Source organism: Streptomyces natalensis ATCC 27448 (assembly GCF_000935125.1).
Lineage (GTDB): Bacteria > Actinomycetota > Actinomycetes > Streptomycetales > Streptomycetaceae > Streptomyces > Streptomyces natalensis.
The window spans coordinates 427984-452918 of sequence record NZ_JRKI01000061.1; the positions used below are offsets into that span (position 1 = coordinate 427984).

The 24935-nt window shown below is 71.6% G+C and carries 27 protein-coding genes and 1 pseudogene; 12 read left to right on the plus strand and 16 right to left on the minus strand.

Annotation, left to right across the window (positions count from 1 at the left end):
- Positions 1-416: 416 nt before the first annotated feature.
- From SNA_RS32580 to SNA_RS32595, 4 genes are all read left to right on the plus strand, one after another.
- Entirely contained in the window at positions 417-1397 is a 981-nt protein-coding gene (locus SNA_RS32580) for an ABC transporter substrate-binding protein (protein WP_030068473.1), read from the plus strand.
- A 52-nt stretch (positions 1398-1449) separates the two neighbouring features.
- Positions 1450-2388, plus strand: a complete 939-nt coding sequence (locus tag SNA_RS32585) for an amino acid ABC transporter permease (protein WP_030068472.1) — start codon at positions 1450-1452, stop codon at positions 2386-2388.
- 47 nt (positions 2389-2435) lie between these two features.
- Complete coding sequence (locus SNA_RS32590; protein ID WP_044368343.1) at positions 2436-3188, plus strand: amino acid ABC transporter ATP-binding protein; 753 nt, start codon at positions 2436-2438, stop codon at positions 3186-3188.
- Between the two features lie 172 nt (positions 3189-3360).
- Positions 3361-3987 carry a CGNR zinc finger domain-containing protein gene (locus SNA_RS32595; RefSeq protein WP_030068470.1) on the plus strand — a complete coding sequence of 209 codons (627 nt, stop codon included), beginning with the start codon at positions 3361-3363 and terminating at the stop codon, positions 3985-3987.
- Here SNA_RS32595 and sodX read toward each other — a convergent pair.
- Positions 3894-4361 (minus strand): nickel-type superoxide dismutase maturation protease, encoded by a 468-nt coding sequence (gene sodX / locus SNA_RS32600; RefSeq protein ID WP_037792005.1) that lies wholly within the window; start codon positions 4359-4361, stop codon positions 3894-3896. The two genes, SNA_RS32595 and sodX, sit on opposite strands and share 94 nt — an antisense overlap.
- 207 nt (positions 4362-4568) lie before the next feature.
- Between sodX and sodN the strand changes: the two genes are divergently transcribed.
- The gene (gene sodN, locus SNA_RS32605; RefSeq protein ID WP_030068467.1) at positions 4569-4964 is read left to right on the plus strand and encodes a superoxide dismutase, Ni; all 396 of its coding nucleotides are present in this window, start codon (positions 4569-4571) and stop codon (positions 4962-4964) included.
- 7 nt (positions 4965-4971) lie between these two features.
- Here the strand turns inward: sodN and SNA_RS32610 are convergent.
- The 8 genes and pseudogenes from SNA_RS32610 to SNA_RS32645 form a co-directional block, all read right to left on the minus strand.
- Positions 4972-5325 (minus strand): annotated as a pseudogene (locus SNA_RS32610) (tyrosine-type recombinase/integrase); the annotation flags it as partial.
- A gap of 99 nt (positions 5326-5424) precedes the next feature.
- Positions 5425-6093: a VC0807 family protein gene (locus SNA_RS38730; protein ID WP_051877421.1), complete on the minus strand. Its 669-nt coding sequence runs from the start codon at positions 6091-6093 to the stop codon at positions 5425-5427.
- A complete protein-coding gene (locus SNA_RS32620; protein ID WP_044367986.1) occupies positions 6093-7295 on the minus strand; it encodes an FAD-dependent oxidoreductase in 1203 nt (400 codons plus the stop codon). Before SNA_RS32620 ends, SNA_RS38730 begins: the two co-directional genes overlap by 1 nt.
- Positions 7296-7367: 72 nt before the next feature.
- The gene (locus SNA_RS32625) at positions 7368-7829 is read right to left on the minus strand and encodes a MarR family winged helix-turn-helix transcriptional regulator (protein WP_157880157.1); all 462 of its coding nucleotides are present in this window, start codon (positions 7827-7829) and stop codon (positions 7368-7370) included.
- A 353-nt stretch (positions 7830-8182) separates the two neighbouring features.
- Positions 8183-9118, minus strand: a complete 936-nt coding sequence (locus SNA_RS32630; protein WP_044367988.1) for an AraC family transcriptional regulator — start codon at positions 9116-9118, stop codon at positions 8183-8185.
- Between the two features lie 154 nt (positions 9119-9272).
- Complete coding sequence (locus tag SNA_RS32635; protein WP_030073920.1) at positions 9273-10196, minus strand: NADP-dependent oxidoreductase; 924 nt, start codon at positions 10194-10196, stop codon at positions 9273-9275.
- A gap of 181 nt (positions 10197-10377) precedes the next feature.
- Positions 10378-11031 carry a LysE family translocator gene (locus tag SNA_RS32640; RefSeq protein ID WP_030073918.1) on the minus strand — a complete coding sequence of 218 codons (654 nt, stop codon included), beginning with the start codon at positions 11029-11031 and terminating at the stop codon, positions 10378-10380.
- Between the two features lie 133 nt (positions 11032-11164).
- The gene (locus tag SNA_RS32645; RefSeq protein ID WP_044367990.1) at positions 11165-12151 is read right to left on the minus strand and encodes a LysR family transcriptional regulator; all 987 of its coding nucleotides are present in this window, start codon (positions 12149-12151) and stop codon (positions 11165-11167) included.
- A gap of 227 nt (positions 12152-12378) precedes the next feature.
- On the opposite strand from SNA_RS32645, the gene snpA reads away from it, so the two are divergent.
- Positions 12379-13026: a snapalysin gene (snpA, locus tag SNA_RS32650; protein ID WP_030073912.1), complete on the plus strand. Its 648-nt coding sequence runs from the start codon at positions 12379-12381 to the stop codon at positions 13024-13026.
- Between the two features lie 253 nt (positions 13027-13279).
- Here the strand turns inward: snpA and SNA_RS32655 are convergent, their stop codons facing one another.
- From SNA_RS32655 to crcB (SNA_RS32670), 4 genes are all read right to left on the minus strand, one after another.
- On the minus strand, positions 13280-13849 hold the full coding sequence (locus tag SNA_RS32655) for a GNAT family N-acetyltransferase (protein ID WP_051877582.1): 570 nt from the start codon (positions 13847-13849) through the stop codon (positions 13280-13282).
- 102 nt (positions 13850-13951) lie between these two features.
- The gene (crcB, locus tag SNA_RS32660) at positions 13952-14326 is read right to left on the minus strand and encodes a fluoride efflux transporter CrcB (RefSeq protein ID WP_044367992.1); all 375 of its coding nucleotides are present in this window, start codon (positions 14324-14326) and stop codon (positions 13952-13954) included.
- A complete protein-coding gene (locus tag SNA_RS32665) occupies positions 14323-14703 on the minus strand; it encodes a DUF190 domain-containing protein (protein WP_037794936.1) in 381 nt (126 codons plus the stop codon). Before SNA_RS32665 ends, crcB (SNA_RS32660) begins: the two co-directional genes overlap by 4 nt.
- Positions 14700-15146 (minus strand): fluoride efflux transporter CrcB, encoded by a 447-nt coding sequence (gene crcB / locus SNA_RS32670; protein WP_030073902.1) that lies wholly within the window; start codon positions 15144-15146, stop codon positions 14700-14702. Before crcB (SNA_RS32670) ends, SNA_RS32665 begins: the two co-directional genes overlap by 4 nt.
- 168 nt (positions 15147-15314) lie before the next feature.
- Here crcB (SNA_RS32670) and SNA_RS32675 point away from each other — a divergent pair, with 168 nt between their 5' ends.
- The gene (locus tag SNA_RS32675; protein WP_030073900.1) at positions 15315-16043 is read left to right on the plus strand and encodes a FadR/GntR family transcriptional regulator; all 729 of its coding nucleotides are present in this window, start codon (positions 15315-15317) and stop codon (positions 16041-16043) included.
- Entirely contained in the window at positions 16036-17301 is a 1266-nt protein-coding gene (locus SNA_RS32680; protein WP_044367995.1) for a CynX/NimT family MFS transporter, read from the plus strand. The genes SNA_RS32675 and SNA_RS32680 overlap by 8 nt, the downstream gene beginning before the upstream one ends.
- Before the next feature lie 30 nt (positions 17302-17331).
- Here SNA_RS32680 and SNA_RS32685 read toward each other — a convergent pair whose 3' ends face one another.
- Positions 17332-18417, minus strand: a complete 1086-nt coding sequence (locus SNA_RS32685; protein WP_030067834.1) for a magnesium and cobalt transport protein CorA — start codon at positions 18415-18417, stop codon at positions 17332-17334.
- 170 nt (positions 18418-18587) lie between these two features.
- Between SNA_RS32685 and SNA_RS32690 the strand changes: the two genes are divergently transcribed.
- From SNA_RS32690 to SNA_RS32700, 3 genes are all read left to right on the plus strand, one after another.
- The gene (locus tag SNA_RS32690; protein ID WP_044367997.1) at positions 18588-19574 is read left to right on the plus strand and encodes a helix-turn-helix transcriptional regulator; all 987 of its coding nucleotides are present in this window, start codon (positions 18588-18590) and stop codon (positions 19572-19574) included.
- A 94-nt stretch (positions 19575-19668) separates the two neighbouring features.
- The gene (locus tag SNA_RS32695; RefSeq protein ID WP_044368000.1) at positions 19669-21951 is read left to right on the plus strand and encodes a heavy metal translocating P-type ATPase; all 2283 of its coding nucleotides are present in this window, start codon (positions 19669-19671) and stop codon (positions 21949-21951) included.
- A gap of 192 nt (positions 21952-22143) precedes the next feature.
- Positions 22144-23088: a beta-ketoacyl-ACP synthase III gene (locus SNA_RS32700; RefSeq protein WP_044368002.1), complete on the plus strand. Its 945-nt coding sequence runs from the start codon at positions 22144-22146 to the stop codon at positions 23086-23088.
- Positions 23089-23115: 27 nt separating this feature from the next.
- Here SNA_RS32700 and SNA_RS32705 read toward each other — a convergent pair whose 3' ends face one another.
- Together SNA_RS32705 and SNA_RS32710 are read right to left on the minus strand one after the other, a co-directional pair.
- The gene (locus SNA_RS32705) at positions 23116-23337 is read right to left on the minus strand and encodes a hypothetical protein (protein WP_030067829.1); all 222 of its coding nucleotides are present in this window, start codon (positions 23335-23337) and stop codon (positions 23116-23118) included.
- A 106-nt stretch (positions 23338-23443) separates the two neighbouring features.
- Positions 23444-24397: a glutaminase gene (locus SNA_RS32710; RefSeq protein ID WP_044368004.1), complete on the minus strand. Its 954-nt coding sequence runs from the start codon at positions 24395-24397 to the stop codon at positions 23444-23446.
- Between the two features lie 268 nt (positions 24398-24665).
- Between SNA_RS32710 and SNA_RS32715 the strand changes: the two genes are divergently transcribed.
- The gene (locus SNA_RS32715; protein ID WP_030067826.1) at positions 24666-24899 is read left to right on the plus strand and encodes a hypothetical protein; all 234 of its coding nucleotides are present in this window, start codon (positions 24666-24668) and stop codon (positions 24897-24899) included.
- Positions 24900-24935 lie beyond the last annotated feature (36 nt).

Below are 24935 nucleotides of genomic sequence, written 5' to 3' on the forward strand. Positions count from 1 at the left end.
GCGCCCTGAGCCCCGGATGAGGGGTGTAACGAACCTTTCTACCGGACGGGCGCGGGCGCCGACGAGTCAGATTCATTACCCTCCGGTAGGGAGAACCGACATTGGCGGCGAAATATATAAAGCCGCCGAAGTGCCACCCAGCTGCGTCCGGATCCCGAGACGCGCAGGTGAGACGGGGGCCGAGCGGACACGGCGCCCGAAACCGTTCACTCCCGCGTCATCCGGGCCATACGGAGGGCCCGCCCGTCCGTTATCCGATTTTGACCTGAGCAACAGTCCGAATACCGGAGCCGGATGGGAAGATCCGACGCAACCCGAGGTCGCGTCGCAACGGTGTGTGTCCGGCCCCTGCCGTTCCGGCCCCGTTCGCCGGAGACTTGTCGTACCCGGATTCCGACATCCGCAGGAGGATCAGCATGACCGCAGGTACCAGCCGCCCGGCCGTCGGCAGGTCGCGAACGGCGCGTACGGCCCTGGCCTCGGTGGCCGCGGTCATCGCCTCGATGCTGGTGCTCAGCGCCTGTGGCGACCAGACCAACGAGGCCATCGCCCGCCGCGAGGCGCAGAAGCACCGCAACGTGCATGCCCCGCTGTTCAAGATGCTGCCCAAGGACGTCCAGGACAAGGGCTTCCTCCAGGTCGGCTCGGATATGACGTACAAGCCGGTGGAGTTCCGCACCAACGGGCAGATCGCGGGCATCGACCCGGATCTGGCGCGGGCGATGGAGAAGACCCTGGGCATCAAGCTCGACTTCAACAACGCCACCTTCGACACCCTCATGGGCGGTCTGAAGTCCCAGCGGTACGACATCGCGATGTCGGCGATGACGGACACCAAGGACCGCCAGGAGGGCATCGACTCCACCACCGGCAAGAAGATCGGCGCGGGCGTCGACTTCGTCGACTACCTCAATGTCGGCGTCTCGCTCTACACCCAGAAGGGCAAGACCCAGGGCATCGACGGCTGGGACACGATGTGCGGCAAGAAGCTCGCCGTACAGCGCGGAACGGTCTCGCACGATCTGGCCAACGCGAAGTCCAAGGCATGCCGGAAGAGCGGCTCGCAGCCCATCTCCATCGAGGCGTTCGACAACGACTCCGAGGCCCAGACGCGGCTGCGCACCGGCGGGGTGGACGCGGTCTCCAGCGACTATCCGGTCGCCGCGTACGCCGTGAACGTCTCCGGCGGCGGCAAGGACTTCCAGATGGTCGGCGGCGCGCCGCTCAAGGCCGCGCCGTACGGCATCGCGGTGCCCAAGGGCCAGGCCGAGCTGCGGGACGCCCTCAAGGCCGCGGTGGAGCTCACGATCAAGAACGGCTCGTACGCCGAGGTCCTCAAGAAGTGGGACGTCAAGGATGCCGCGGTCAAGGAAGTACAGCTCAACGGCGGCTCCTGAGCCCCGGCCGCGCCTGCCCGCACCTCCCGCCACACGCTGAAAGGCCACACCCGTGTCAGACGTCGACCAGTCGACCCAGCCGCCGGCGGACGCCCCGCCTCCGCACCCCGAGCCGATCAAAGCCATTCCGGTCCGCCATTACGGACGCTGGGTCGCGGCCGTCGTCGTCCTCGGGCTGGTCGCCCTGCTGTTCCGCGCGTTCGCCTCCGGGGACGTCAACTGGAACGCCATTCCCCAGTACATGTTCAACGGGGACATCCTCAAGGGCCTGCGCAACACCCTGCTGATCACCTTCCTGTCGATGGTCATCGGCATCGTGGGCGGCGTGATCCTGGCCGTGATGCGCCAGTCCAAGAACCCGGTGACGTCGTCCGTCGCGTGGTTCTACGTCTGGTTCTTCCGCGGGACGCCGGTCTACGTCCAGCTGTTCCTGTGGTTCAACCTCGGCCTGGTCTTCCACTACATCGACATCATGCCGATCTACAAGGACGAGTGGTCGGACTTCATGACCCCGTTCCTGTCCGCGCTGCTGGGCCTGGGCCTGAACGAGGCCGCGTACATGGCGGAGATCTGCCGCGCCGGTCTGAACGCGGTCGACGAGGGCCAGACCGAGGCGGCGCACGCGCTGGGCATGAGCCACGGCAGGACGCTGCGCCGGATCATCGTGCCGCAGGCGATGCGGGTGATCGTGCCGCCGACCGGCAACGAGGTCATCAACATGCTGAAGACCTCCTCGCTGGTGATCGCCGTCCAGTACTACGACCTGCTGCAAGCGGCGCAGAACGTCGGACGCGACTCGGGTGTCGTCGTGGAGATGCTGATCCTCGCCGCCGCCTGGTACCTGATCGCCACCACCGTCCTGAGCATCGGCCAGTACTACCTGGAGCGCTACTACGCCCGCGGCTCCAGCCGCCAGCTGCCGCCCACCCCGCTCCAGCGCATCAGGGCGCAGCTGGCCGGCGGCTTCAAGCGCCCCGGAGGTGCCGCATGACCGACAAGATCACGACGAGCAAGGCCGCGGGCACCAGCGGCGGCCCCATGGTCAGGGCCGAGGGCGTGCACAAGTCCTTCGGCGCGGCGCACATCCTCAAGGGCATCGACCTGGAGGTCGCGCCCCGGGAGGTCTTCTGTCTGATCGGCCCGTCCGGGTCGGGCAAGTCGACGTTCCTGCGGTGCATCAATCACCTGGAGCAGATCAACGCCGGCCGGCTGTCCGTCGACGGCGAACTGGTCGGCTACCGCGAGCACAAGGGCAAGCTCTACGAGCTGCGCGACAAGGAGGTCGCCGCCCGCCGCCGCGACATCGGCATGGTCTTCCAGCGCTTCAACCTCTTCCCGCACATGACGGCGATCGAGAACGTCATGGAGGCCCCGGTCCAGGTCAAGGGCGAGTCCAAGGCGAACGCCCGGGAGCGCGCGGGCAGGCTGCTGGACCGGGTGGGCCTGGCCGACAAGGCCGGCAACTACCCCTCGCAGCTCTCCGGCGGCCAGCAGCAGCGGGGGGCCATCGCCCGCGCCCTGGCCATGGAGCCCAAGCTGATGCTCTTCGACGAGCCGACCTCGGCCCTCGACCCGGAGCTGGTCGGCGATGTCCTGGACGTGATGAAGGGCCTGGCCGCCGACGGGATGACGATGATCGTCGTCACCCATGAGATGGGCTTCGCCCGGGAGGTCGGCGATTCGCTGGTCTTCATGGACGACGGTGTGGTGGTGGAGTCCGGGCATCCGCGCGAGGTGCTCGGCAATCCGCAGCACGAGCGGACGAAGTCGTTCCTCTCGAAGGTGCTGTAGCGCTGCGGCGGGGTCATGATGCTGCGGCGGCGTTCTCCGGCCGGAGAGCGCCGCCGCGGGCTTTCGTGGCCTTACTTTGGGCATGCCCTACCCTGGTAATACCCAGGTAGCCGCAACGCCTCTTACAAGGGGCCCGCACCCGCACCTTATTCCCATGCCGTAAGGACTACACGTGGAACTGGCCTATTACTCGGATTTCGCCGTGCGACTGGTCAACACCGAGCAGCCCGAGCGCGGCGGCGACAGCCTGACCACGGTCGAGGCGGTCCGGGAGCTGTTCGGCCCGGCACAGCAGTCCGCCCGGCGGGCGACGGACAGCGACGTCACCCGGCTGCGGACGGTCCGAGCCCGGCTGCGCGCCGTCTTCGAGGCCGCCGACACCGGCGACGAGGTGCGGGCCGTGGACCTGCTCAACGCCCTGATGATGGAGTTCCCGGTCAGCCCGCAGATCTCCGGGCACGAATTCCGAGACCACGACGGCCGCCCCAACTGGCACATGCACATCGCCGACCACGCCGCCAACGCCACGGCGAGCTACACCGCCACCGCCTGCATGGGCCTGGCGTTCCATCTGACCGAACTCGGCGTCGACCGGCTGGGCATCTGCGAGGCCAAACCGTGCCGCAACGCCTACCTCGACACCTCCACCAACCGCTCCCGGCGCTACTGCTCCGACCGCTGCGCCACCCGCGCCAACGTCGCCGCCTACCGCGCCCGCAAACGCCGCGAAAGCGAACGCTCCGAGGGCAGCGGCCGCACCGCCGAGACCGCCCAGGACAGCGCGGCCGCCGGGGAGTGAATCCCGCGCGGCGGCCGCACCCGCAGCCAGGCGCGGGCGATGACCAGTTCGTCCGGGACCACCCCGAATTCCCGGCTGTCGTTCTCGACGTACGGATTGTCCCCGCGCACCCACCACCCGCCGTCCCGCCGCTCCACCGCACGCTTGACGATCAGCAGGTCCTGACGGAACGGATGCCGCAGCACCACCACCGCGCCGGGCCGCACCACCGCGCCGTACTGCACCACCAACTGGTCGCCCGGCCGCAAGGTGGGCACCATCGACGGGTTGTAGACCTCGGCGAGCCCGAACGCCCGCAGCCACCCGCCGGACGCGCCCTGCGCCCGCGGACCCCGCTCCCGCCCCGGCCCGCACTCCTGCACCCGCTCCGGCATCCCGTACCTCCCGGCCTCGCCCCGGTCCGACCCTCCCCCGGACTCCGTCCGGGGGCACCCCCGTCTCGCTTCGCTCACCGGTCCATCCTCCATCAGCCCCGGCGTGACACTGGACTTTTGCCCTAAGACCCCCGGGGCGCCCGAGAAAAGCCTTCCCGCACCGAGTAATCTCGCACCTGAGAAGACGATCACGAGGAAGGACTGAACATGCTTTCCCGCCTGTTCGCCCCCAAGGTCAAGGTCAGCGCCCACTGCGACCTGCCCTGCGGCGTGTACGACCCGGCCCAGGCCCGCATCGAGGCCGAGTCGGTCAAGGCCGTCCAGGAGAAGTACCAGGCCAACGAGGACGCCGACTTCCGCACCCGCGCCGTCACGATCAAGGAGCAGCGCGCGGAGCTGGCCAAGCACCACGTCTCGGTGCTGTGGAGCGACTACTTCAAGCCCCCGCACTTCGAGAAGTACCCGCAGCTGCACCAGCTGGTCAACGACACCCTCAAGGCCCTGAGCGCCGCCAAGGGTTCCAACGACCCGAAGACCGGCGAGAAGGCCCTGGAGCTCATCTCCGAGATCGACCGGATCTTCTGGGAGACCAAGAAGGCTTGAGCCTTGCCTAGGCCATCTGACCTGCGTTTTCTCGGGTCGTATCGCCTACCTGTCCGCACCTGGTCCGCAAGCCGCCGAGCACGGCGTCCATGACGGACCGGGTGCGGTCTTCTTCTCCCGGCCAGAGGTATGCGCAGGTCCGCAGGGTGATGACCGCGGACGCGTGGCCGAGGACGAGCTGGACCTTGCGGGCGCAGTTCCATTCGTTCTTCCAGCGGCGGTAGTTGAGTCGTTCGTACTCCTCCATGGTGAACAGCCACTCCTTTGAGGGCCGCGCGGCGAGATGCGCGAGGAGCGCGTCCGTGACGACCTCACCGACCGGGACCGTACGCCCGCGACTGGACCCAGATGTGGTGGCGCCCCCTCCGTACCACCGCGCCTGAGCGGCCTCCCCCGCCATTCCCCGGCTACCACCCACCGCCCGATCGGGCACGACCAGGCGATCACCAAGCGCGTGCCGCTAGGCGCATGGGGCGGTGGTCGGCTGGGGCGCCTCGGTGGAGCGTCGCTGCTCGGCGTCGACGATCCGGGACAGCCGCGGTACGCGGGACCGGAGCAACACCATGACCACAAGGATCAGAGCGCCCCCCGGCACCTTCTGCAGCCCGTCGGCCTGGCTCACCGGGAACGAGTAGACGATCACGACGTTCAGTACGGCGTAGCCGAACATCGCCGCAGCGATCGCGGCGCTGAGCCGGCGGTGGGTGGACCGCATCTGCGGGGAGTTGTGCCAGCTGCGTTCGTACGCCGCGGCCCGCTCCGGGTCTCCCTTGGTGGCCATCGGCGTGGCTCCGGTGTAGGTGAGCGGGCGGCCGCACCGGCAGGAGAGCAGGAAGACGGCGGCGGCGACGGTGAGGTAGACGGTGGGGCGCAGCAGCGCCAGCCGGGCGTCGCCGGTGGCGGTCAACAAGGCGACTGTAGCTGCGAGTTCGGCGATGACGAGGAGGCCGAGCGCGTCCATACGCCGTCTGCGGATCATGCGGGGAACGGCGTACCCGGCGGTTGCCGCGCAGGCGGCGATCAGCGCGGGGGCATCGGCGACGCCGAACCAGTGCAGCAGGTAGTAGACGACGGTCGGAACAATCAGGTCGAACAGGGTGGGCAGCAGGGCCCGCAGTGTCCTGAGCATCAGTGGTTCTCCTTCTCGGCCCGGCGGATCGTCTCGGCGAACCGCTCGCCGTAGCGCAGCGACTCGGCTACGGCGGCGAAGCCGTACTGGCGCATTTCGGTCTCGTACGCGGCCACCGCCGGTATCAGACGGGCGGGATGGCGTACGTCGGTGAGTTTGTCCGCGAGCACGGCCGCGTCGCGCAGCGCGGTGTTGGCGCCGGTGCCGCCGGCCGGCGACATCGGATGGATCGCGTCGCCGAGCAGGGTGACCCGGCCGGCCGGCCAGGGGGGCGGTTGGTCGGCGACGCGTACGTTCTGGACGAAGCAGTCCTCGGGATCGGCCTCCCGCACCGCCTGGTGCACTGCGGGGTGCCACTCGGCGGTCGCGGCGACGGCGTACCGGTGCAGCTCGGCCGAGGACGCGGTGCGCCACGGCTCCTCGCTGCCGGACGATTCCTTGCTGAGCACCCACATCAGGTAGTCGGGTTCCGGGTCCAGCGACACCGTCGGCGTCACCGCGGCGGCGGCTTCCAGGTGCGGTCGTCGGGTGCGGTAGGCCCCCAGGATCCCGATGTGGCCGCTCGGGGCGACCGCCACCGCGACCCGGTCGAAGAGCGGCGCCGGCAGCTGGTCCCGCAGTGCCGGGCGCAGTGGAGTGCGTCCCCACAGGCAGCGGACGCCGGTGTCGCGGATCCGCATGTGGGGCAGGAGCCCGGCGCGCACGGCCGAGCCCACGCCGTCGGCTCCGACCAGCAGGTCGCCTTCGGCGGTCGAGCCGTCGGCGAGGCGGACCTGCACCCGGTCGGGAGTCTGCTCGAAGCCGACCACCCGCTGCCCGAGGCGCACCTCGTGTTCCAGACCGGCCAGCATGATCTGGCGCAGCGTCAGCCGGTTGACCCCGGTGTGGTCCCGAGGGGCGCCGGTGCCGTCGACGCCGACATCGGTGGCGTACAGCGGGTGCATGCGGTGGTCGAAGACGCCGACCCGGGCCCGCGCCTCGTCGTGGGAGGTGGCCAGGTACAGCCGGAACAGTTCGGGCGGCAAACAGGCAGCGAGGGCGTCGCCGCCCGCGCGGTTGATGTTGATCCGGTATCCCCGTTGGCCCGCCCGGACCGACGGTGTCCGCTCGAAGACCGTTACGGCCACGCCGGCTTGGTGCAGGGCCTGGGCGAGGGCGAGGCCACCCACGCCCGCACCGGCGATCAGTACCCGTAATGTCACGCTGTCTCCCCCGTGGTGATGCGCTTTTGACGGTTTGCTCTTGGTCGTGTGTTCCGCTGTTCCGCCGAGTGGTCACCGGTCCAGGTGGGGATGGCCCACGTTTGCCCGGGATTCCTCGAACCTGGTCAGCAGCTCGGTCAGGGTTCGTACGTCCGCGGTGTCCCAGTCGGCGAGAAAGGCCGTGAAACGGTCGAGGCCCTGTTGGTTCAGCCGATCGAGCTCGCGCCGCCCGGAGTCGGTGAGCGTGACGATGCTGGAGCGGCGGTCCGCCGGGTCGGTCGTCAGTGTCACGTGGCCGGCCTGCTGAAGCGTCCGCAGTTGGTGGGTGACGGCCGATCGGTGCACGTCCAGGGCGGAGGCGATGTCCGACGGGTGCACCGCCTTGTCCGGGACCTCCCGCTCCGCCCAGCCGAGCACCTGGAGGACGGTCAGGGCGGCCGCCTCCGGAATCCTGCGCCGGGCGCGCTCCAGACCGGCGGCCACCGTGTTCACCGCGAACGCCAGCCGCGCCACGTCATCTCTGCTTGGTCGCATGCCACCACCGTAATCTAGTTGATTTACTAAATCAACTTGTTTGGTGGCGGGGCGGCCTGCCCCCCGCATCGGCTACTGGGCGACCCAGCAGCCTTCTCCCGGCATGCGATCCTCAAGTGGCGACCGAACATCTCCCTCAAGCACCTCGCCCACCTTGCGAGGCAGCACCTCAAGTCCGCACGCAGTCCGCAGGACACCCGCCCACGACCGTCGCGCCCCGTCGCCAGCGATCAGCAAAAGGCCAGGTCAGCAACGCGGCCTGTATGCGCCGACCACGGCGGCCGTGACGGTACGGGTGCGGTCTTCTTTGTGCTCGAAGGTGCCTTTCCGCGCTGTGCGTTGGGGCGGGAACGTCACGCGGCGGCGCGTGCCTGGCGTCGGTACATTCCCGGGGCGAGCCCGAATTCCCGCTTGAATGCCTTGGCGAAGGCGAATTCCGACCCGTATCCCGTCCGTGCCGCCACGGTCGTCAGCGGTGCGTCGGACTCCTGCAACAGCTGCGCGGCGGTCGTCATGCGCCAGCGGGTCAGATAGGCCATCGGCGGCTCGCCGACCAGCGCGTTGAAGCGACGGGCGAAGGCCGCGCGGGACAGGCCGGACCGGGCGGCCAGGGACTCCACGGTCCACTGCGTCGCGGGGGTTTGGTGGATCGCCGCCAGTGCGGGGGCGACGGCGGTGTCGCGCAGGGCGGCGGCCCAGCCCTGTGCGGTATCGGCGGGCTGGTCGTCCAGCCAGGCGCGCAGGATGTAGAGCAGCAGCGCGTCGATCAGGCTGGGCACGATGCCTTCGGAGCCGATGCGCGGATTGTCCAGCTCGGCGCCCAGCAGCTGGACGGCGGCGCTGAGTTCGGGGTGGCGGCCGTGCCGGGTGGGCAGGTGGATGATCTCGGGCAGCCGCATGACCAGGGGGTGCGGACGACCCTGGTCCAGATGGTAGTTGCCGCACAGGAGGCTGGTGCGCGGGCCGTCACCGCCCAGCGAGAGGGAGCCGATGGGCATATCGTCGCCGAGTCCGTACTGCTCGGGGCGGGGGACCTCGGCCGGTGTCGAGGGGTGGTCGGCGAGGACGTGGCCGCGGCCGTCGCGGACGAAGATCACGTCGCCGGGGGCGAGCGGGATCGGCGGGGTGTCGTCCAACGGGAGGAGCCAGCACGTTCCGTGGAGCACCACATGGAATCCCGCGCCCGCGACCGGCGGCAGCCGCAGCCCCCACGGCGCGCAGCCGTCGGTACGGACGGACGCCGGGCTGCCGGTGCGCATAGAGGCCAGCGCCTCGGTAAGGATGTCCATCGCCGTTCCCCTCTCCGATGACGAAACGATACGGGCCGCCCCCGCGGAGGAGGGCGGCCGGTATCCGTATCGGACCGTCCGTATCGGACCGTCGTCGTCAGACAGTCGCCGTCAGACAGTCGCCGTCAGACAGTCGCCGTCAGATCCGTCGCCGTCAGACCGTCAGCACGATCTTGCCCTGCACCCGCCCCGACTCGATCAGCTCATGCGCCTTGCCGACCTCGGCCAGCGGGAAGGTCTCCTCGACGTAGGGGCGGATCCGGCCGGCGTCGACGAGTTCGGCGATCGCCTCCAGGCTCGCGTAGTCCGGCTCCACGGAGATCCCGGCGAAGCGCCGCCCGGCCGCCGCGACCGTGGCCGCGAGCTCGGCGTCGCCGTGTTCGAGGATGCTGACCAGTACGCCTCCGGGGCGCAGCACGCGCAGCGAACGCGTGCCCTGGGCGTTCGAGTCGAAGACCACGTCCGCGTTCTGCACCACCTCGGTGAAGTCGGTGGTCCGGTAGTCGATCACCTCGTCCGCCCCCAGGCCGGTCAGGAACTCGTGCCGGGCGGCGCTTGCGAGGGCGATCACGTGGGCGCCGCGGGCCTTGGCGATCTGCACCGCGAGGTGGCCGACGCCGCCGGCGGCGCGGTGGATCAGCACCCGGTCGCCTTCCTTGATCCCGGCCGCGTCCACCAGCCCCTGCCAGGCGGTCAGCGCGGCGAGCGGCAGGGCCGCGGCGTGGACGTGATCGAGGGTGGCGGGCTTGCGGGCGACCTGCCGCGACGGGACGGCGACGTACTCGGCGTACCCGGTGGCCGCGCGAGGGAAGAACGGCATCCCGTAGACCTCGTCGCCGACCGCGAACCGGGCCCCGGGTCCCGCCTCCTCGACGACGCCCGAGACGTCCCAGCCGACGCCGAACGGCGGCTCGCCCAGGAGCGGGAACGCGCCGGACCTGACGGCGGCGTCAACCGGGTTGACCGCGCTGGCGTGGACCCGGATGAGTACCTCGCCGGCCAGCGGGCGGGGGCGTTCGACCTCGGTGACCTCAAGGACCTCCGGGCCGCCGAAGGTCTTCTGGACAACTGCGCGCATCGGGATCTCCCCTGTCTGTTCGGTGGCGAGTCGGTGTCGATTCGCTGTGGTGCTCTCCACCGTAGGAAGATCGAATGAGCCGCTGAATAGCCCACAGTCTTGCTCACATGTCCGATCGTCTCGCGCCGCGAGCGCCCCGGTCAGATGCTCAGCGGGCGATGCCGTCCGCCGGAGCGCGTCCTCACTCCCCCAGTGCGAGCCGGAGGCCGAAGGCGGCGATGACCGTACCGGTGATGCGGTCGAGACGGCGGCGCATCGAGGGCCGTTGCAGGCGGTCGCGGAGCACATGGGCGAGGGCGATCAGCGCGCAGGCCCAGAGGACGGCCAGCGCGATGTGCACACCGGTCAGGAGCACGCCCGCGGCGAGGTGCGAGGCATGGGCGGGGAGGAACTGCGGGAGCACCGCGACATAGAAGGCGCCCATCTTCGGGTTGAGGAGATTGGTCGCGATCCCCTGACGCCAGCCGCCGAACAGGGTGTTGCTCGCGCCGGTCCCGACCTCGGCCTCCGCCCCGGCCCCGGTCGCCCCCTCGTCCCCCGAGGTGCGCCACGTGGCCCACAGCATCCTGGCCCCCATCCACACCAGATACGCGGCCCCGGCCCAGCGGAGGATCTCGTACGCGAGGTGGGACGCGGTCAGCAGCGCGGTGACACCGAGCGAGGTGAGCGCGCCCCAGATCAGTGTGCCGCTCTGGATGCCGAGGACCACACCCCAGGCACGACGGCGGTGCCCGAGCGCGGCGGTGCGCAGAACGAGGGCGGTGTCCAGCCCGGGAGTAAGGGTGAGAAGTCCCACCATCAGGGAGAAAGTCCACAATGCGTTCATGGCGATCATGGACCGTCACCATAAGCCGGGGGTCGCCGAACATCCACTTTTCTGCCCGGAATCGGGCAGAAATCAGCGACTTCCCACCGCCCGGCACTCGCGGAGTGCTGCGGCGGGGAGGTTGGCGACGGGGAGTGGGCCCCTACGGAGTCGCAGCCGGGACCGGCAGCGGCAGCGGCCCCTCCTGCCGCATCAGCCACTCGCGATAGGTCTCGCTGGACCAGGCGATCTCCATGTAGGACGCGGTCAGATCGGCGAACAGGGCGTCGGCGGGGGCGGCCAGGGTGCCCTCGGGGCGGACGGCCATGAAGAGACGTACGGCCAGCGGATCGCCGTGCAGGGGGCGGACGGCCATCCCGGGGCGGGAACGGGCGGTGGGCTGGCAGGGGGTGACCACCTCGCCGGCCGTGACCAGGTCGACGGTGGTGAGGTAGTCGCCGTGGACGACCCGGGGGCTGATGCCCGCGGCGGTCCAGATGCGGCGCAGGCCCGCCCATTCGCCGTCGACGGACGGGTCGACCATCCACTGGTCGTCGGCGAGGTCGCGGAGGTGGACGACGTCGCGGGCGGCCGCGGGGTGGGCGTCGGACAGGGCGATGAACTGCGGTTCGCGGGCGATGACTTCATGTGCCGCCAGGCCGTCGGGGACCCGTAGCGGCGCGCCCTCGACCTCGTGCACGAACGCGACGTCGAGCTGGCCCGTCGCGACCATGTGCAGCAGCGCATTGGCGGAGACATCGGTCCTGATGGTGGTGTCCGTGTCCGGGAGGCGCACGCGCAGCCGGCGCAGCCAGCCGGCGACGGCGCGGCTGTTGGTGCTGCCGATGCGCAGCCGCGCGCCCCGTTCACGAACGGAGGCGGAGGCTATCTCGTCGATCAATGCGCGCATTTCGGCCACAATCGGGCGGGCCCTGCACAGCACGGAATGGCCCAGCGGCGTGGGGCGGCTGCCGGTGGCGCCGCGGAAGAACAGCTGGCCGCCGAGGGCCTTTTCGATGCGTCGCAGCTGCGTCGTGAGGGAAGGCTGAGTCATCCCCAACTCCCGGGCCGCTCTGCGTACGCTGCCGGCGTCGGCGATGGCACACACTGCGCGAAGATGCCTTACCTCGAGCTCCACACTTCGGAGCATAAAACGTCGGCAACGGACACACCAGAGTCTTAAACCTCGCGAACTCGGTCTTTTTCGGATGGTGTTCGGCTGCGCGTCACAAGGGTATTGCCTGGTGCTATCGCTAGTTAACATCTCCGCCGCACGGGTGAACTCCGTCCAGACTCAACGGCACCAAGAAATCCGCAGGGCCCCGGTCGCCGCCCCACACGGCGACCGCGGCCCTCGGAGATTAAGGAGCCCCCCACATGAGCTCTCCCAAGACGGCGCTGTCGGCAGCGCTAGGACTGGGCCTCGCTGCCGTGTTCGCCGCGGCGGCGCCGGTTTCGGCAGTGTCCCCCTCTCCCTCCCCCTCCTCCCACCGGAGCACGCCGGCCTCCATCGCGGCCTACGCCGGATCGGCGGCCGAGAAGGCCGACAGCAAGGCGTTCTTCCAGGCCGTCATGAAGTCGGCCCTGGCGAAGATGAAGGCCCACCCGGGCCTGAAGACGGTCACCGTGACGTACGACGCGAGTGCGGCGCCGACGTACAAGAGCCAGATAGCCCAGAGCGCGTCCATATGGAACGGCGCCGTGCAGAACGTCAAGCTCCAGGAAGGCAGCGGCGGCGACTTCCAGTACAAGGAGGGCGACGACGCGCGCGGTTCGTACGCCAGCACCGACGGGCACGGCAAGGGCTTCGTCTTCATCGACCACAAGCAGTCCCAGGAGTACAACTCCACCCGGGTGGTCGCCCACGAGACCGGCCATGTGCTGGGACTGGCGGACCACTACGAGGGTCCGTGCAGCGAGCTGATGTCCGGCGGCGGGCCCGGCCCGTCCTGCCAGAACACCCAGCCCGACCAGAACGAGCGCGCCAAGGTGGACCAGCTGTGGGCCAACGGCCTGACGCACTGATCCACTGATCCACCCCTCTGACCGGCCGCCTGTGCGGCCGCGGCCACGACTGCGGCGTGGCCCGCCGAGGGCCGGTACCTGGCGGTCGGTCTTCGGCACCCCAGCGACGCCGGTACGCGGTCACCGCCGACGGCAAAGGCGCCGCCGGCAACGATCGCGTACCTCCCACGCGTTCGCGATGACAGCGGTGGGGCCCGGTGAGGTATATCTCCCGGGCCCCAGCGCTTGCGCCCGTACGGCGGGTGCGTGCGTCCTACGGCAACGGGCGGATCCACGCCTCCGGTTGCGGGCCCGCGCGGCCGTCGCCGGACGGGCCGCCGTCCCACGGGCGCCAGCCCCAGGAGCGGAACGCGGCCCGGGCGGGGGCGTTGTCCGCCGCGATGACGGCGAGGGCGAGGGTGGCGGTGCTGCGCAGCAGCAGCGTCCGCATCAGGCGGGTCGCGACGCCGGTACGCCGGTGCGCGGGCAGCACCATCAGCCCCGCGACCAGGAACAGCCTTCCCACCGCGGCCGCCTCCCCCACCTCACCCGGCGGCACCCGGTCGCCCCACGGCCCGGCGGCATACGTCCGGCACCACTCGCCCTCCCGGTCGGCCGGATAGCCGTAACCGCAGCCGGCCGGCGCCGGATCGCTGCCGATGACCATCTCGAAACCGGGGCGCTGGATGTCGTGCCCGGTGAACCGCCGCAGGAAGTCCTCCCGTTGCAGCGCGTGTGCGGCGGCGGGCGGATCGCGGTGCGCCGCGACGTACAGACCGGCGACCGCCTCCCGCTGGGTCTCCGCCTGCCACCTGGTCAGACGCCGCAGGAACACCTCTGCCACGGTCCACTCCCCCGGTCCCGGTCCGCCGGCCATGCCGGATACGCCGGAGGATACCCACGGTTGGCGGGAATGTACCGGGCGGTGGCGGGCCGGACCTGCCGGTCAGCCCCACAGCACCCGTGCGCAGAGCACCCCGGCGAACGCCGCGCCCAGACCGGCGGCCACGCTCGCCACCGCGTTGGCCACGGCGTACAGGCGGGCGCCGTCCACCGCCAGGCGCAGCGTCTCGTAGGAGAAGGTCGAGTATGTCGTCAGGGCGCCGCACAGTCCGGTGCCGAGCAGGAGCTGGAGGTTCGAGGAGGCGGCGCCGAGGGTGACGGCGCCGGTCAGCAGGCCGAGGATCCACGAGCCGACGGTGTTGACGGTGAACGTCCCCCAGGGGAAGACGCTGTCGTGCCGGGACTGCACCAGGCGGTCGGTGAGATACCGCAGCGGCGCCCCGACCGCCGCACCGGCCACCACCAGCAACCAGTTCACCCGCGCCCGCCCGTCCCGCCGCCGCCCGTACCGCTCTCGTCCCCGGCCCCGTACGCGATGATCTCGCACCGGTCGACGGTGACCAGGCCCCGGTCCCCGACCAGTTCGGCCAGCTGCGGCAGCAGGCCCCGCACCCGTTCCTCGGTGTCCACGACCACGACCGCGACGGGCAGGTCCTCGCTCAGGGACAGCAGCCGCTGGGTGTGGATGACCGACGAGGCGCCGAAGCCCTCGATACCGCGGAAGACGCTGGCGCCGCTCAGCCCGGCCGCATGCGCGCGGTGCACGATCTCCGCGTACAGCGGCCGGTGGTGCCATACCTCGTGTTCGCCGACGATCGCCGTCAGCCGCAGCGCCGGAGTGCCGGACCCACTCATGCTGCGCGCTCCTTCCGTTCGAGGACTGCCAGAAGTTCGCGGGTGGCGGCACTCGCACCCCATACGGCCGCCAGCGCGGCGAGGAGGGTGCCCGCCAGATAGGCCAGCGCCAGGGGCGCCCGCCGGGCGTCCACCAGGCTCTGGATGTCCACCGCGTAGGTCGAGAAGGTGGTGAACCCGCCGAGGATGCCGGTGCCCAGGAAGGGCCGCACCAGCCGGTGCGGCGAGGACAGCTCGGTGATCAGCACCATCAGCACGCCCATCAGCGCACAGCCGGCGACGTTGACGGCCAGGATCGTCCAGGGGAAGGCGCCGGCGGCCGTCGGCCACAGCTGCGTGGCGCCGTAGCGCGCCACGGCACCGATCGCGCCGCCCGCCGCGACCACGCCGATCACCGGCCACTGGCCCTTCCAGGGCGCCGCCCGCCGGGCGCGCATGTCCATGGTCCTTTGGCCCTCTCCCAGGCGTTCACCGCGTCGTTCCGCCTGCTGCCGACGCGTGTGCCGACGCGTTTCCCGAGATCATCGGCGCCCTCAGGCTAGCCCCGCCCGTTTGACAGCGCGAAACATGGGATGTTCCCATCACCGGTGGAATCACACGGAGGACGACCCATGCCGCTGCGCAGCACCGCCCGTACCAGCCTGGTGGACCTGGTCATCGAGCAGATGGAGAGCCTGATCGCCGACGGCGAATGGCCGGTCGGGACGAAGATCCCCGCCGAGCCGCTGCTCGTCGAGCAGCTCGACGTCGGCCGCAACACCGTCCGCGAGGCGGTGCGCGCCCTGGTGCACACCGGGATGCTCGAACCGCGGCAGGGCGACGGCACCTACGTCCGCGCCAGCAGCGGCTTCGGCGCCGCCGTCCAGCGCAGACTGCGCCGGGCCGGCGACCTGGAGACCTACGAGGTACGCGCCTGTCTGGAACGCGACGCCGCCCGCCATGCCGCGCTGCGCCGCACCGCCGAGGACCTCACCGCGCTGCGCGCCGCCCTGGCCGAACGCGACCGCGCCTGGCACGGCGGCGATCTGCCGGCCTTCATCGACGCGGACCTCGACTTCCACCGCACCATTGCCGCCGCGGCCCACAACAGCGTCCTGGCCGAGCTGTACGACCACCTCAGCGACGCCCTGCGCTCGACGCTCCGGTCGGTCGTCGGCGCCCCCGTCCCCGATTCCGTACGCAACCAGTACGCCTCCCACGCGGCCATCGTCGACGCCATCGAGGCCCGGGACGCCGAGGCCGCCGAGCGGGCGGCGCTGGCACATCTGACCGAAGCCATGGACGCCCTGCGCGGGACCGACGAGACAGACGAGATACCGGAAGACGACAGCCATGCCTGACGACGGACCGACGGCCACCCGCCAAGCACCCGCCGCACCGCCGCCCCCGACCCCCTCCCCCGCTCCCCCCGCCCCCTCCGCCACCGGCCGCCGCGCCCTGTGGCTCGCCGTCGGCGTCGTCCTCCTGGCGCTCAATCTGCGCCCGGCGCTGGTCGCCGTCTCGCCGCTCGCCGGGACCATCCGCGCCGAGAGCGGGATGTCGGCCGCGGCCACCAGCCTGCTCACCGCCCTGCCGCTGCTCTGCTTCGGGCTGCTGGCGCCCCTCGCGCCGCGGCTCGGGCGGCGTCTGGGGACGGAGCGGGCGCTGCTGGCCACCATGGTGCTGATCTGCGCGGGCACCGCGCTGCGGCTGCTGGATTCGGTCGCCGCGCTGTTCGCCGGGACGGTCGTGATCGGCGCGGGCATCGCCGTCGCCAACGTCCTGCTGCCCGGCCTCATCAAGCGGGACTTCCCGGCCCGCGCGGGGCTGATGACCGGCCTGTACTCGATGTCGCTGTTCGGCGGCGCGGCCCTGGCGGCCGGTGTCACGGTTCCCGTCCAGCGGGCCACCGGCCTCAACTGGCAGGCCACGCTGGCCTGTTGGGGTGCGCTCGCGGCGCTCGCGCTGCTCGTCTGGCTGCCGCAGGTGCGCTCCGGCGCCGGAGCCGCGGCCACCGCCCACCGGGCGGCCCGGCCCGTCCGCGGTCTGTGGCGCGATCCGCTGGCCTGGCAGGTCACCGGCTACATGGGCCTTCAGTCGCTGAGTTACTACGCGGCCGCCGCCTGGCTGCCGACGATGCTGGAGGACGCCGGGACGAGCGCGGGCGACGCCGGATGGCTGCTCTCCTACTCCTCCCTGCTGGGCATCGCGGGCTCGTTCCTGGCCCCCGTCCTCGTCGGCCGCAGACTGCGTGCCGGGGTGCTGGCGGCGCTGGGGGCGGCGCTGTGCGCGACGGCCTTCGGGGGCATGCTGGCCGCTCCGGCCGCCGGGGCCTACGTATGGATGACGCTGCTGGGCCTCGGCCAGGGCGCGGCCATCAGCCTGGCGCTGCTGTTCATCGTGCAGCGCGCCCCGGACGCCCGGCACACGGCCCAGCTCTCCAGCATGGCCCAGTGCTTCGGCTACATCCTGGCCGCCACCGGCCCGGCCGTCCTGGGCGCCGTGCACGACCTGTCCGGCAGCTGGACCGTTCCGCTGGCCGTCCTGCTGGCACTGCTGCTCCCGCAGATCGCGGTGGGCTGGGGTGCGTCGCGTCCCCGGCAGGTGGCCGGGCGGTAGCGGGAGCCGGGCGGGCGGCCGCGCGTCCGGCTAGAGCCAGCCGTTCCGTTTGAAGCCTCGGTGGATCACCCAGCACGCCACCACGATCAGCACCATCACCAGCGGATACCCGAACGTCCAGTTCTTTTCCGGCATATAGCGGAAATTCATCCCGTACACCCCGCACACCATGGTCGGCACCGCGAGGATCGCGACCCAGGCGCTGATCCGGCGCATGTCCTCGTTCTGGGCGACGGCGACCTGGGCGAGATGGGCCTGGAGTATGGAGTTGAGCAGTTCGTCGAAGGCCGTGATCTGCTCGGTGACCCGGTCGAGATGGTCGGCGACGTCCCGGAAGTAGGCCGTGATCCGCGAGTCGACCTGCCGCACCGGCCGCGTCGCCAGCTCCCGCATCGGCCCGTCCAGCGGGGCCACCGCCCGCTTCAGCTCCAGCAGTTCGCGTTTGAGCTGGTAGATCCGGCCGGCCCCGCCGCTGCCCCGTTCGGAGAAGACCTCGCTCTCGACGTCGTCGATGTCCACCTGGACGGCGGCCGTGACGTCGAGATAGTCGTCCACGACGAGGTCGGCGATGGCGTGCAGGACGGCGGACGGGCCGATCGCCAGCTGCTCCGGCGTGGACTCCAGCGCTTCGCGCAGCGGGCCGAGTGAGCCATGGCCGCCGTGCCGTACGGTGATCACGAAGTCGGCGCCGGTGAAGAGCATGATCTCGCCGGTCTCCACCACCTCGCTGGTGTCGGTGAGCCGGTCGTGCTCGACATAGCGGACCGTCTTGAAGACGGTGAACAGCGAATCGTCGTAATGCTCCAGCTTGGGGCGCTGATGGGCCTGCACCGCGTCCTCGACGGCGAGCGGATGCAGTCCGAACAACTCGACGATTCCGGCGAATTCCCGCTCGGACGGCTCGTGCAGCCCGATCCAGACGAAGCCGCTGCCGGACCGGCGGACCTGGCGCAGCGCCACGTCCGCCGGCTGGTTGCCGTCCTGTCGTACGCCGTCGATGTACACCGCGCAGTTGACCACGGCGGTGCCCAGCGGCGAACGCGCCGGGTGACTGAGGTCGACTCCCCGGGTGCGCGGCTGCGGCAGCCGGACGGCCTTGCGGAGGTTGCTGATCATCGACACCCGGCCAGTATGGCGCGCGGCGGGCCGGGAACGGTACGGCCGTGGGACGGTTTTTACGTCCGGGTGGGGCGATATACCCCATAATGCGGCGGCGTTCCGCAGGCCCGTACCGGACGGCCCGTACCGGAAGGCTCCGCCCCTTCCCCGTCCCGCATCATCAACGCATGAGTGCGACATCGGCGCGACTGCTGAATCTGCTGTCCCTGCTCCAGACCCCGCGAGACTGGCCCGGCAGCGAGCTGGCCGGGCGGCTGGGGGTCACCTCCCGGACCATCCGCCGCGATATCGAGCGGCTGCGCGAGCTGGGGTATCCGGTGCACGCGACGATGGGCGCGGAGGGCGGCTACCGGCTGGCCGCGGGTGCGGCCATGCCGCCGCTGCTGCTGGACGACGACGAGGCGGTGGCCATCGCGGTGGGCCTGCGCTCGACCGCCGGGCAGACCGTCGACGGCGTCGAGGAGGCGTCCGTACGGGCGCTGGCCAAACTGGAACAGGTGCTGCCGGCCCGGCTGCGGCGGCGGGTGGGCACCCTGGGCAGCGCCACCGTCCCGATGCCGGCCGGCGACGAGCCGACGGTGGACCCCGAGCAGCTGACCGTCCTCGCCGCGGCGATCACCAACCACGAGCGGGTGCGCTTCGGTTACCGGACCGGCGCGGGCGAGCGCACCCGGCGCCTGGTGGAACCGCACCGCCTGGTGGCGTCCGGGCGGCGCTGGTACCTCGTCGCCTACGACAACGACCGCGAGGACTGGCGGACCTTCCGGGTGGACCGGCTTTCCGACGCCTTCGCGACGGGCGCACGGACCGCGCCGCGCGAGCTGCCCGCCGCCGACGCCGCCGCCTATGTGCAGGAGCGGATGCAGGGGATGGGCGCGAACCCGCAGCGGGCGGTGGTGACGGTGCATGCGCCGGCCAAAGAGGTGGCCGCGCGGCTGGGCGGCCGGGCGGGCGAGGTGACAGCGCTCGACGAGGGGTCCTGCCGGTGGCACAGCGCACCGGACTCGCTGGCGTGGCTGGCGATACGGCTGACCATGCTCGGCCGGGAGTTCACGGTGCACGGTCCGCCGGAGCTGGCCCGGTATCTGCGGGCGATGGGCGAGCGGGCACTGCGGGCGACGGAGGGCGGGGAGGGGGAGGCCGGGGAGGCGTGACGGAGTTCGACGAAGCATGGCGGAATACCCTGGGGGGGTATATGGTTCCCCGTACTGACGCGGTCGGTGCCGCGTCGTCGCGAGAGGAGCAGTCATGACGACCACGGCCAGGGACCACCGCGTCGAGCTGGAGATCGGCGGGATGACCTGCGCCTCCTGCGCGGCCCGGATCGAGAAGAAGCTCAACCGGATGGAGGGGGTCACCGCCACCGTCAACTACGCCAGCGAGAAGGCGCAGGTGGCCGTCGCGGAGGGCAGCAGCGTGGCGACCGCGGACCTGATCGCCACGGTGGAGAGGACCGGCTACACCGCCGCCGTCCCCGCACCGCCGGCCCCCGTCCCCTCCCCCGGCGAGGACGCCGCGGCCCGGCCCGCCGACGAGGACGCCCTCGTCCCGCTGCGCCGTCGCCTGCTCGTCTCCCTGGCCCTGTCCGTCCCCGTCGTCCTGATGGCGATGGTCCCGCCGCTCCAGTTCACCAACTGGCAGTGGCTCTCGCTCACCCTGGCCGCCCCGGTGGTGGCGTACGGCGCCTGGCCCTTCCACCGGGCCGCGTGGACGAATCTGCGGCACGGCGCCGCGACGATGGACACCCTCATCTCGATGGGCACCCTGGCGGCGTTCGGCTGGTCGCTGTGGGCGCTGTTCTTCGGGACCGCGGGGATGCCCGGGATGACGCACCCCTTCGAGCTGACCATCGCGCGGACGGACGGCAGCGGCAGCATCTATCTGGAGGCGGCGGCCGGGGTGACCACCTTCATCCTGGCGGGCCGCTACTTCGAGGCCCGGTCGAAGCGCAGGGCGGGCGCGGCGCTGCGGGCGCTGCTCGAACTGGGCGCCAAGGATGTCGCCGTACTACGGGACAGCCGTGAGGTGCGCATCCCCGTCTCCGGGCTGCGCGTCGGGGACCGGTTCGTCGTACGGCCCGGGGAGAAGATCGCCACCGACGGGCAGGTGGTGGAGGGCGCTTCCGCCGTGGACGCGTCCATGCTCACCGGCGAGTCCGTGCCGGTGGAGGTCGCGCCCGGCGACGGGGTCACCGGGGCGACCGTCAACGCCGGCGGCCGGCTCGTCGTCGAGGCCACCCGGATCGGCACGGACACCCAGCTCGCCCGGATGGCGCGCCTGGTGGAGGACGCGCAGAACGGCAAGGCCGCGGCCCAGCGGCTCGCCGACAGGATCTCCGCGGTCTTCGTCCCGATCGTCATCGCGCTGGCCCTCGGCACCCTGGGCTACTGGCTGGCCACCGGCGCGGGCGCGGTGACCGCCTTCACCGCCGCCGTGGCCGTACTGATCATCGCCTGCCCGTGCGCCCTGGGCCTGGCCACCCCGACCGCGCTGATGGTCGGCACCGGCCGGGGCGCCCAGCTGGGCATCCTCCTGAAGGGGCCCGAGGTCCTGGAGTCCACCCGCAAGGTCGACACCATCGTCCTGGACAAGACCGGCACGGTCACCACCGGCGTGATGACGCTGACCGGCGTCCACCTCGCCGAGGGCGTCTCCCGCGAGGAGGCCCTGCGGCTGGCCGGCGCCCTGGAGCACTCCTCCGAGCACCCGATCGCCCGCGCCATCGCCACCGCCGCCGAGGAGGCGGCCGGGGCGCTGCCCACCCCGGAGGACTTCGCGAACGTCCCCGGCCTCGGCGTCCAGGGGATCGTCGAGGGGCACGCCGTCCTGGTGGGCCGCGAGCGGCTGCTGACCGACTGGAGCCTTGAGCTGCCGCCCGCGCTGGCGGCGGCCAAGGCCGAGGCGGAGGCGGCCGGCCGGACCGCGGTAGCCGTGGGCTGGGACGGCGCGGCCCGCGCGGTGCTGGTCGTCTCCGACGCCGTCAAGCCCACCAGTGCCGAGGCCGTCCGCCGGCTGCGCGACCTGGGCCTGACCCCGGTGCTGCTCACCGGCGACAACAAGGCGGTGGCCGCATCGGTCGCCAAGGAGGTCGGGATCGACGAGGTGATCGCCGAGGTGCTGCCCGAGGACAAGGTGGCGGTCATCGCGCGCCTCCAGGACGAGGGCCGCTCGGTCGCGATGGTCGGCGACGGCGTCAACGACGCGGCCGCCCTGGCCCGCGCCGATCTGGGGCTGGCGATGGGCACCGGCACCGACGCCGCCATCGAGGCCGGCGACCTGACCCTGGTACGGGGCGATCTGCGCGCCGCGGCCGACGCCATCCGCCTGGCCCGCGCCACCCTCGCCACCATCCGCACCAACCTCTTCTGGGCCTTCGGCTACAACGTCGCGGCGCTGCCGCTGGCCGCCGCCGGGCTGCTCAACCCGATGATCGCGGGCGCCGCGATGGCCTTCTCGTCGGTCTTCGTGGTCGGCAACAGCCTGCGACTGCGGCGCTTCGCGGCGCTGACCGGGGAGCCGGCCCGCGGCTGACCCGGCCGGGGCGGCCCGCAACCCGGTGGCGGCGCGCCGCCGGGCCCCGGGCGCACCCCCGCGGAATCGGGGGCGCGGTCGGATCTCTCCAGTTCTGACGGCGGAACATTGGCGGATCTCGCAACCGCCCGCCGCCACCGAGAGGTGAGACTGGTCGGGCACCCGCCCACCCACGTACCTACAGGGGATTCCATGACGGGGTCACGCGTCCTGGCGCTCGGCCACTACCAGCCGTCCCGCGTGCTCACCAACGACGACCTCGCCCGCCTGGTCGAGACCGACGACGCCTGGATCCGCAGCCGGGTGGGCATCCGTACCCGGCACATCGCGGCGCCGGACGAGACGGTCGACGCGATGGCGGCCGAGGCGGCGGGCAAGGCGCTCGCGACGAGCGGGCTGGACCCGCAGGACATCGACCTGGTCCTGGTCGCCACCTGCACGGCCACCGACCGCAGCCCGAACGCCGCGGCCCGGGTCGCCGCCCGGCTCGGCCTGGACGCACCCGCCACGATGGACATCAACGTGGTCTGCTCCGGCTTCACCCATGCGCTGGCCACCGCCGACCACGCCATCCGGGCCGGTTCGGCGAAGAACGCGCTGGTCATCGGGGCGGAGAAGTTCACCGACGTGGTCGACTGGAGCGACCGTACGACCTGTGTGCTGGTCGGCGACGGCGCCGGGGCCGCGGTCGTCACCGCCTCCGAGGACCCGGAGCCGGGCATCGGCCCGGTGCTGTGGGGCTCGGTGCCGCAGATGGGCGGCGCGGTACGGATCGAGGGCGAGCCGGCCCGGTTCGCCCAGGAGGGCCAGACCGTCTACCGCTGGGCGACCACCCAGCTCCCGGCCATCGCCCGCCGGGTCTGCGAACGCTCCGGGATCCTGCCCGAGGACCTGGCCGGCGTCGTCCTCCACCAGGCCAATCTGCGGATCATCGAGCCGGTCGCGGAGCGGATCGGCGCGGTCAACGCGGTGGTCGCCAAGGACGTCGTCGACTCCGGCAACACCTCGGCCGCCTCGGTCCCGCTGGCCCTGTCCAAGCTGGTCGAACGCCGCGAGGTCCCCTCCGGCTCGCCCGTCCTCCTCTTCGCCTTCGGCGGCAACCTCTCCTACGCCGGGCAGGTCATCCGCTGCCCGTGACGGGCGGCGCGCGGCGCCCGCCGCCGCTCACGGCTGTTCGCGCAGATAGTGCGCACCGCACAGGAAGCAGAACGGCTCGGCCTTGGGCGTGCCCCAGGTGTCGGGCGGGAGCGTGGCGGCCGCCGGGGCCAGCTGCCGGCCGCACATGGCCGTGGTGGCGCCGATCCGGCACATGTGCCAGAGCTTGACCGGCGTGTCCTCGTGCGGCAGGACGCCTTCGTCGTATTCGGCACGGATCTCGTGGTCCATGGCGGTGCACCTCCTAGCCCAACGATGCGCCGCGCAGGGACGGCCCACAACGCAGACGAGCGCATGCGGGGGCCTTCGCGGGCCCCGCTGGCCCATCGGACAGGCGCTAGAACACCGACCACCCGGTCAACGTGGTGAAGTGGTCCAGCGCCGCCGCGCCCGCGACCGAGTTGCCCCGGGCGTCCAGGCCCGGACTCCAGACGCACAGCGTGCAGCGCCCCGGCACCACGGCCACGATCCCGCCGCCGACGCCGCTCTTGGCGGGCAGCCCCACCCGGTAGGCGAACTCCCCCGCCGCGTCATACGTCCCGCAGGTCAGCATCACCGCGTTGATCCGCTTGGCCTCGCGGGCCTCCAGGAGGCGGCTGCCGTCGGCCCGCAGCCCGTGGCGGGCCAGGAAGCCGCCGGCGACAGCCAGGTCGCGGCAGCTCATCTCGACGGAGCACTGCCAGAAGTAGTGCTCGATGACGCGGGGAACGGGGTTCTCCAGGTTGCCGAAGGACGCCATGAAGTGCGCCAGCGCCGCATTGCGGTCGCCGTGCTCGGCCTCGGAGTCGGCCACCGCCTGGTCGAAGGCCAGGTCCGGATTGCCGCTCTCCTCGCGCAGGAAGTGCAGCAGCGCGGTGCTGGCGTCACCGGTGAGGGTCAGCAGGCGGTCGGTGACCACCAGGGCGCCGGCGTTGATGAACGGGTTGCGCGGGATGCCGTTCTCCGCCTCCAGCTGGACCAGCGAATTGAACGGCGTACCGGACGGCTCGCGGCCCACCCGCCGCCAGATCTCGTCCTCGTGGTACCCGGCGCTGCCCCCTGGGCCCCCGGGGCTGCCGTGCCCCTGGGACATCACCAGCGCCAGCGAGAAGGTCTTGGAGATGGACTGGACGGAGAACGGCACCTCCCAGTCGCCGGCCCCGTAGACCTCGCCGTGGATATCGGCCACCGCGATCCCGAAGCGGTCCGCACGCACCCGCTCCAGCGCGGGTATGTAGTCGGCGACCTGTCCCCGTCCCACGTAGGGCCGGGCATGGGCCGCTACCTCGTCGATCACGGCCTGGTAGTCCATGACGCACACGCTAACCCGGCGCCGCCGCGCCTCCCATCGGAGCCCCCGCCCGCGGCCGCACCCGGTGCGCCGCGCCGCGCCGTTCCGCCCCGTTCCGCCCCGTCGCGGTAACCGCTTGCGCCGTGCGGCCCACCCGCCGTCGCGCGCCGGCCCCAGGTCCGCCAGCCTGGCACGGGAACCCCACGGCCGTCCGCGCCGTTGATCCCATTGATCGCTTTCATCCCGTACCCGTACGGCGGCTACGGCACCGAGTTCACGGAGGCAGCAGATGTCAGGGTTTCTCGACCGGGCCAAGGAGCAGGCGCAGCGCGGACTGGCGGAGGGCAAGAAGAAGGTCGACGAAGTCCAGGCCCACCGCGCCGGGTCGGAGCTGCTGAAGAAGCTGGGCTCCGCGTACTACGCCGAGCGCAGCGGCAGCGGTTCGCCGGAGGCGACCCGGGAAGCGCTCGGCGCGGTGGAGGCCCATATCAACGCCCACGGGGACGCGTTCCTGAGCGGCTGATGCATGAGGGCGTGCGGGGCGCGGCCGGAATCGCTC

What these genes read in the sequence shown, in the direction of transcription:
- SNA_RS32580 (WP_030068473.1), top strand. Translation starts at nt 417, where the DNA reads ATGACCGCAGGTACCAGCCGCCCGGCCGTCGGCAGGTCGCGAACGGCG.
- SNA_RS32590 (WP_044368343.1), top strand. Translation starts at nt 2,436, where the DNA reads ATGGTCAGGGCCGAGGGCGTGCACAAGTCCTTCGGCGCGGCGCACATC.
- sodX (WP_037792005.1), bottom strand. Translation starts at nt 4,361, where the DNA reads ATGCCGGAGCGGGTGCAGGAGTGCGGGCCGGGGCGGGAGCGGGGTCCG.
- sodN (WP_030068467.1), top strand. Translation starts at nt 4,569, where the DNA reads ATGCTTTCCCGCCTGTTCGCCCCCAAGGTCAAGGTCAGCGCCCACTGC.
- SNA_RS38730 (WP_051877421.1), bottom strand. Translation starts at nt 6,093, where the DNA reads ATGCTCAGGACACTGCGGGCCCTGCTGCCCACCCTGTTCGACCTGATT.
- SNA_RS32625 (WP_157880157.1), bottom strand. Translation starts at nt 7,829, where the DNA reads ATGCGACCAAGCAGAGATGACGTGGCGCGGCTGGCGTTCGCGGTGAAC.
- SNA_RS32630 (WP_044367988.1), bottom strand. Translation starts at nt 9,118, where the DNA reads ATGGACATCCTTACCGAGGCGCTGGCCTCTATGCGCACCGGCAGCCCG.
- SNA_RS32635 (WP_030073920.1), bottom strand. Translation starts at nt 10,196, where the DNA reads ATGCGCGCAGTTGTCCAGAAGACCTTCGGCGGCCCGGAGGTCCTTGAG.
- SNA_RS32640 (WP_030073918.1), bottom strand. Translation starts at nt 11,031, where the DNA reads ATGATCGCCATGAACGCATTGTGGACTTTCTCCCTGATGGTGGGACTT.
- SNA_RS32645 (WP_044367990.1), bottom strand. Translation starts at nt 12,151, where the DNA reads ATGCTCCGAAGTGTGGAGCTCGAGGTAAGGCATCTTCGCGCAGTGTGT.
- snpA (WP_030073912.1), top strand. Translation starts at nt 12,379, where the DNA reads ATGAGCTCTCCCAAGACGGCGCTGTCGGCAGCGCTAGGACTGGGCCTC.
- SNA_RS32665 (WP_037794936.1), bottom strand. Translation starts at nt 14,703, where the DNA reads ATGAGTGGGTCCGGCACTCCGGCGCTGCGGCTGACGGCGATCGTCGGC.
- crcB (WP_030073902.1), bottom strand. Translation starts at nt 15,146, where the DNA reads ATGGACATGCGCGCCCGGCGGGCGGCGCCCTGGAAGGGCCAGTGGCCG.
- SNA_RS32675 (WP_030073900.1), top strand. Translation starts at nt 15,315, where the DNA reads ATGCCGCTGCGCAGCACCGCCCGTACCAGCCTGGTGGACCTGGTCATC.
- SNA_RS32680 (WP_044367995.1), top strand. Translation starts at nt 16,036, where the DNA reads ATGCCTGACGACGGACCGACGGCCACCCGCCAAGCACCCGCCGCACCG.
- SNA_RS32685 (WP_030067834.1), bottom strand. Translation starts at nt 18,417, where the DNA reads ATGATCAGCAACCTCCGCAAGGCCGTCCGGCTGCCGCAGCCGCGCACC.
- SNA_RS32690 (WP_044367997.1), top strand. Translation starts at nt 18,588, where the DNA reads ATGAGTGCGACATCGGCGCGACTGCTGAATCTGCTGTCCCTGCTCCAG.
- SNA_RS32695 (WP_044368000.1), top strand. Translation starts at nt 19,669, where the DNA reads ATGACGACCACGGCCAGGGACCACCGCGTCGAGCTGGAGATCGGCGGG.
- SNA_RS32700 (WP_044368002.1), top strand. Translation starts at nt 22,144, where the DNA reads ATGACGGGGTCACGCGTCCTGGCGCTCGGCCACTACCAGCCGTCCCGC.
- SNA_RS32705 (WP_030067829.1), bottom strand. Translation starts at nt 23,337, where the DNA reads ATGGACCACGAGATCCGTGCCGAATACGACGAAGGCGTCCTGCCGCAC.
- SNA_RS32710 (WP_044368004.1), bottom strand. Translation starts at nt 24,397, where the DNA reads ATGGACTACCAGGCCGTGATCGACGAGGTAGCGGCCCATGCCCGGCCC.
- SNA_RS32715 (WP_030067826.1), top strand. Translation starts at nt 24,666, where the DNA reads ATGTCAGGGTTTCTCGACCGGGCCAAGGAGCAGGCGCAGCGCGGACTG.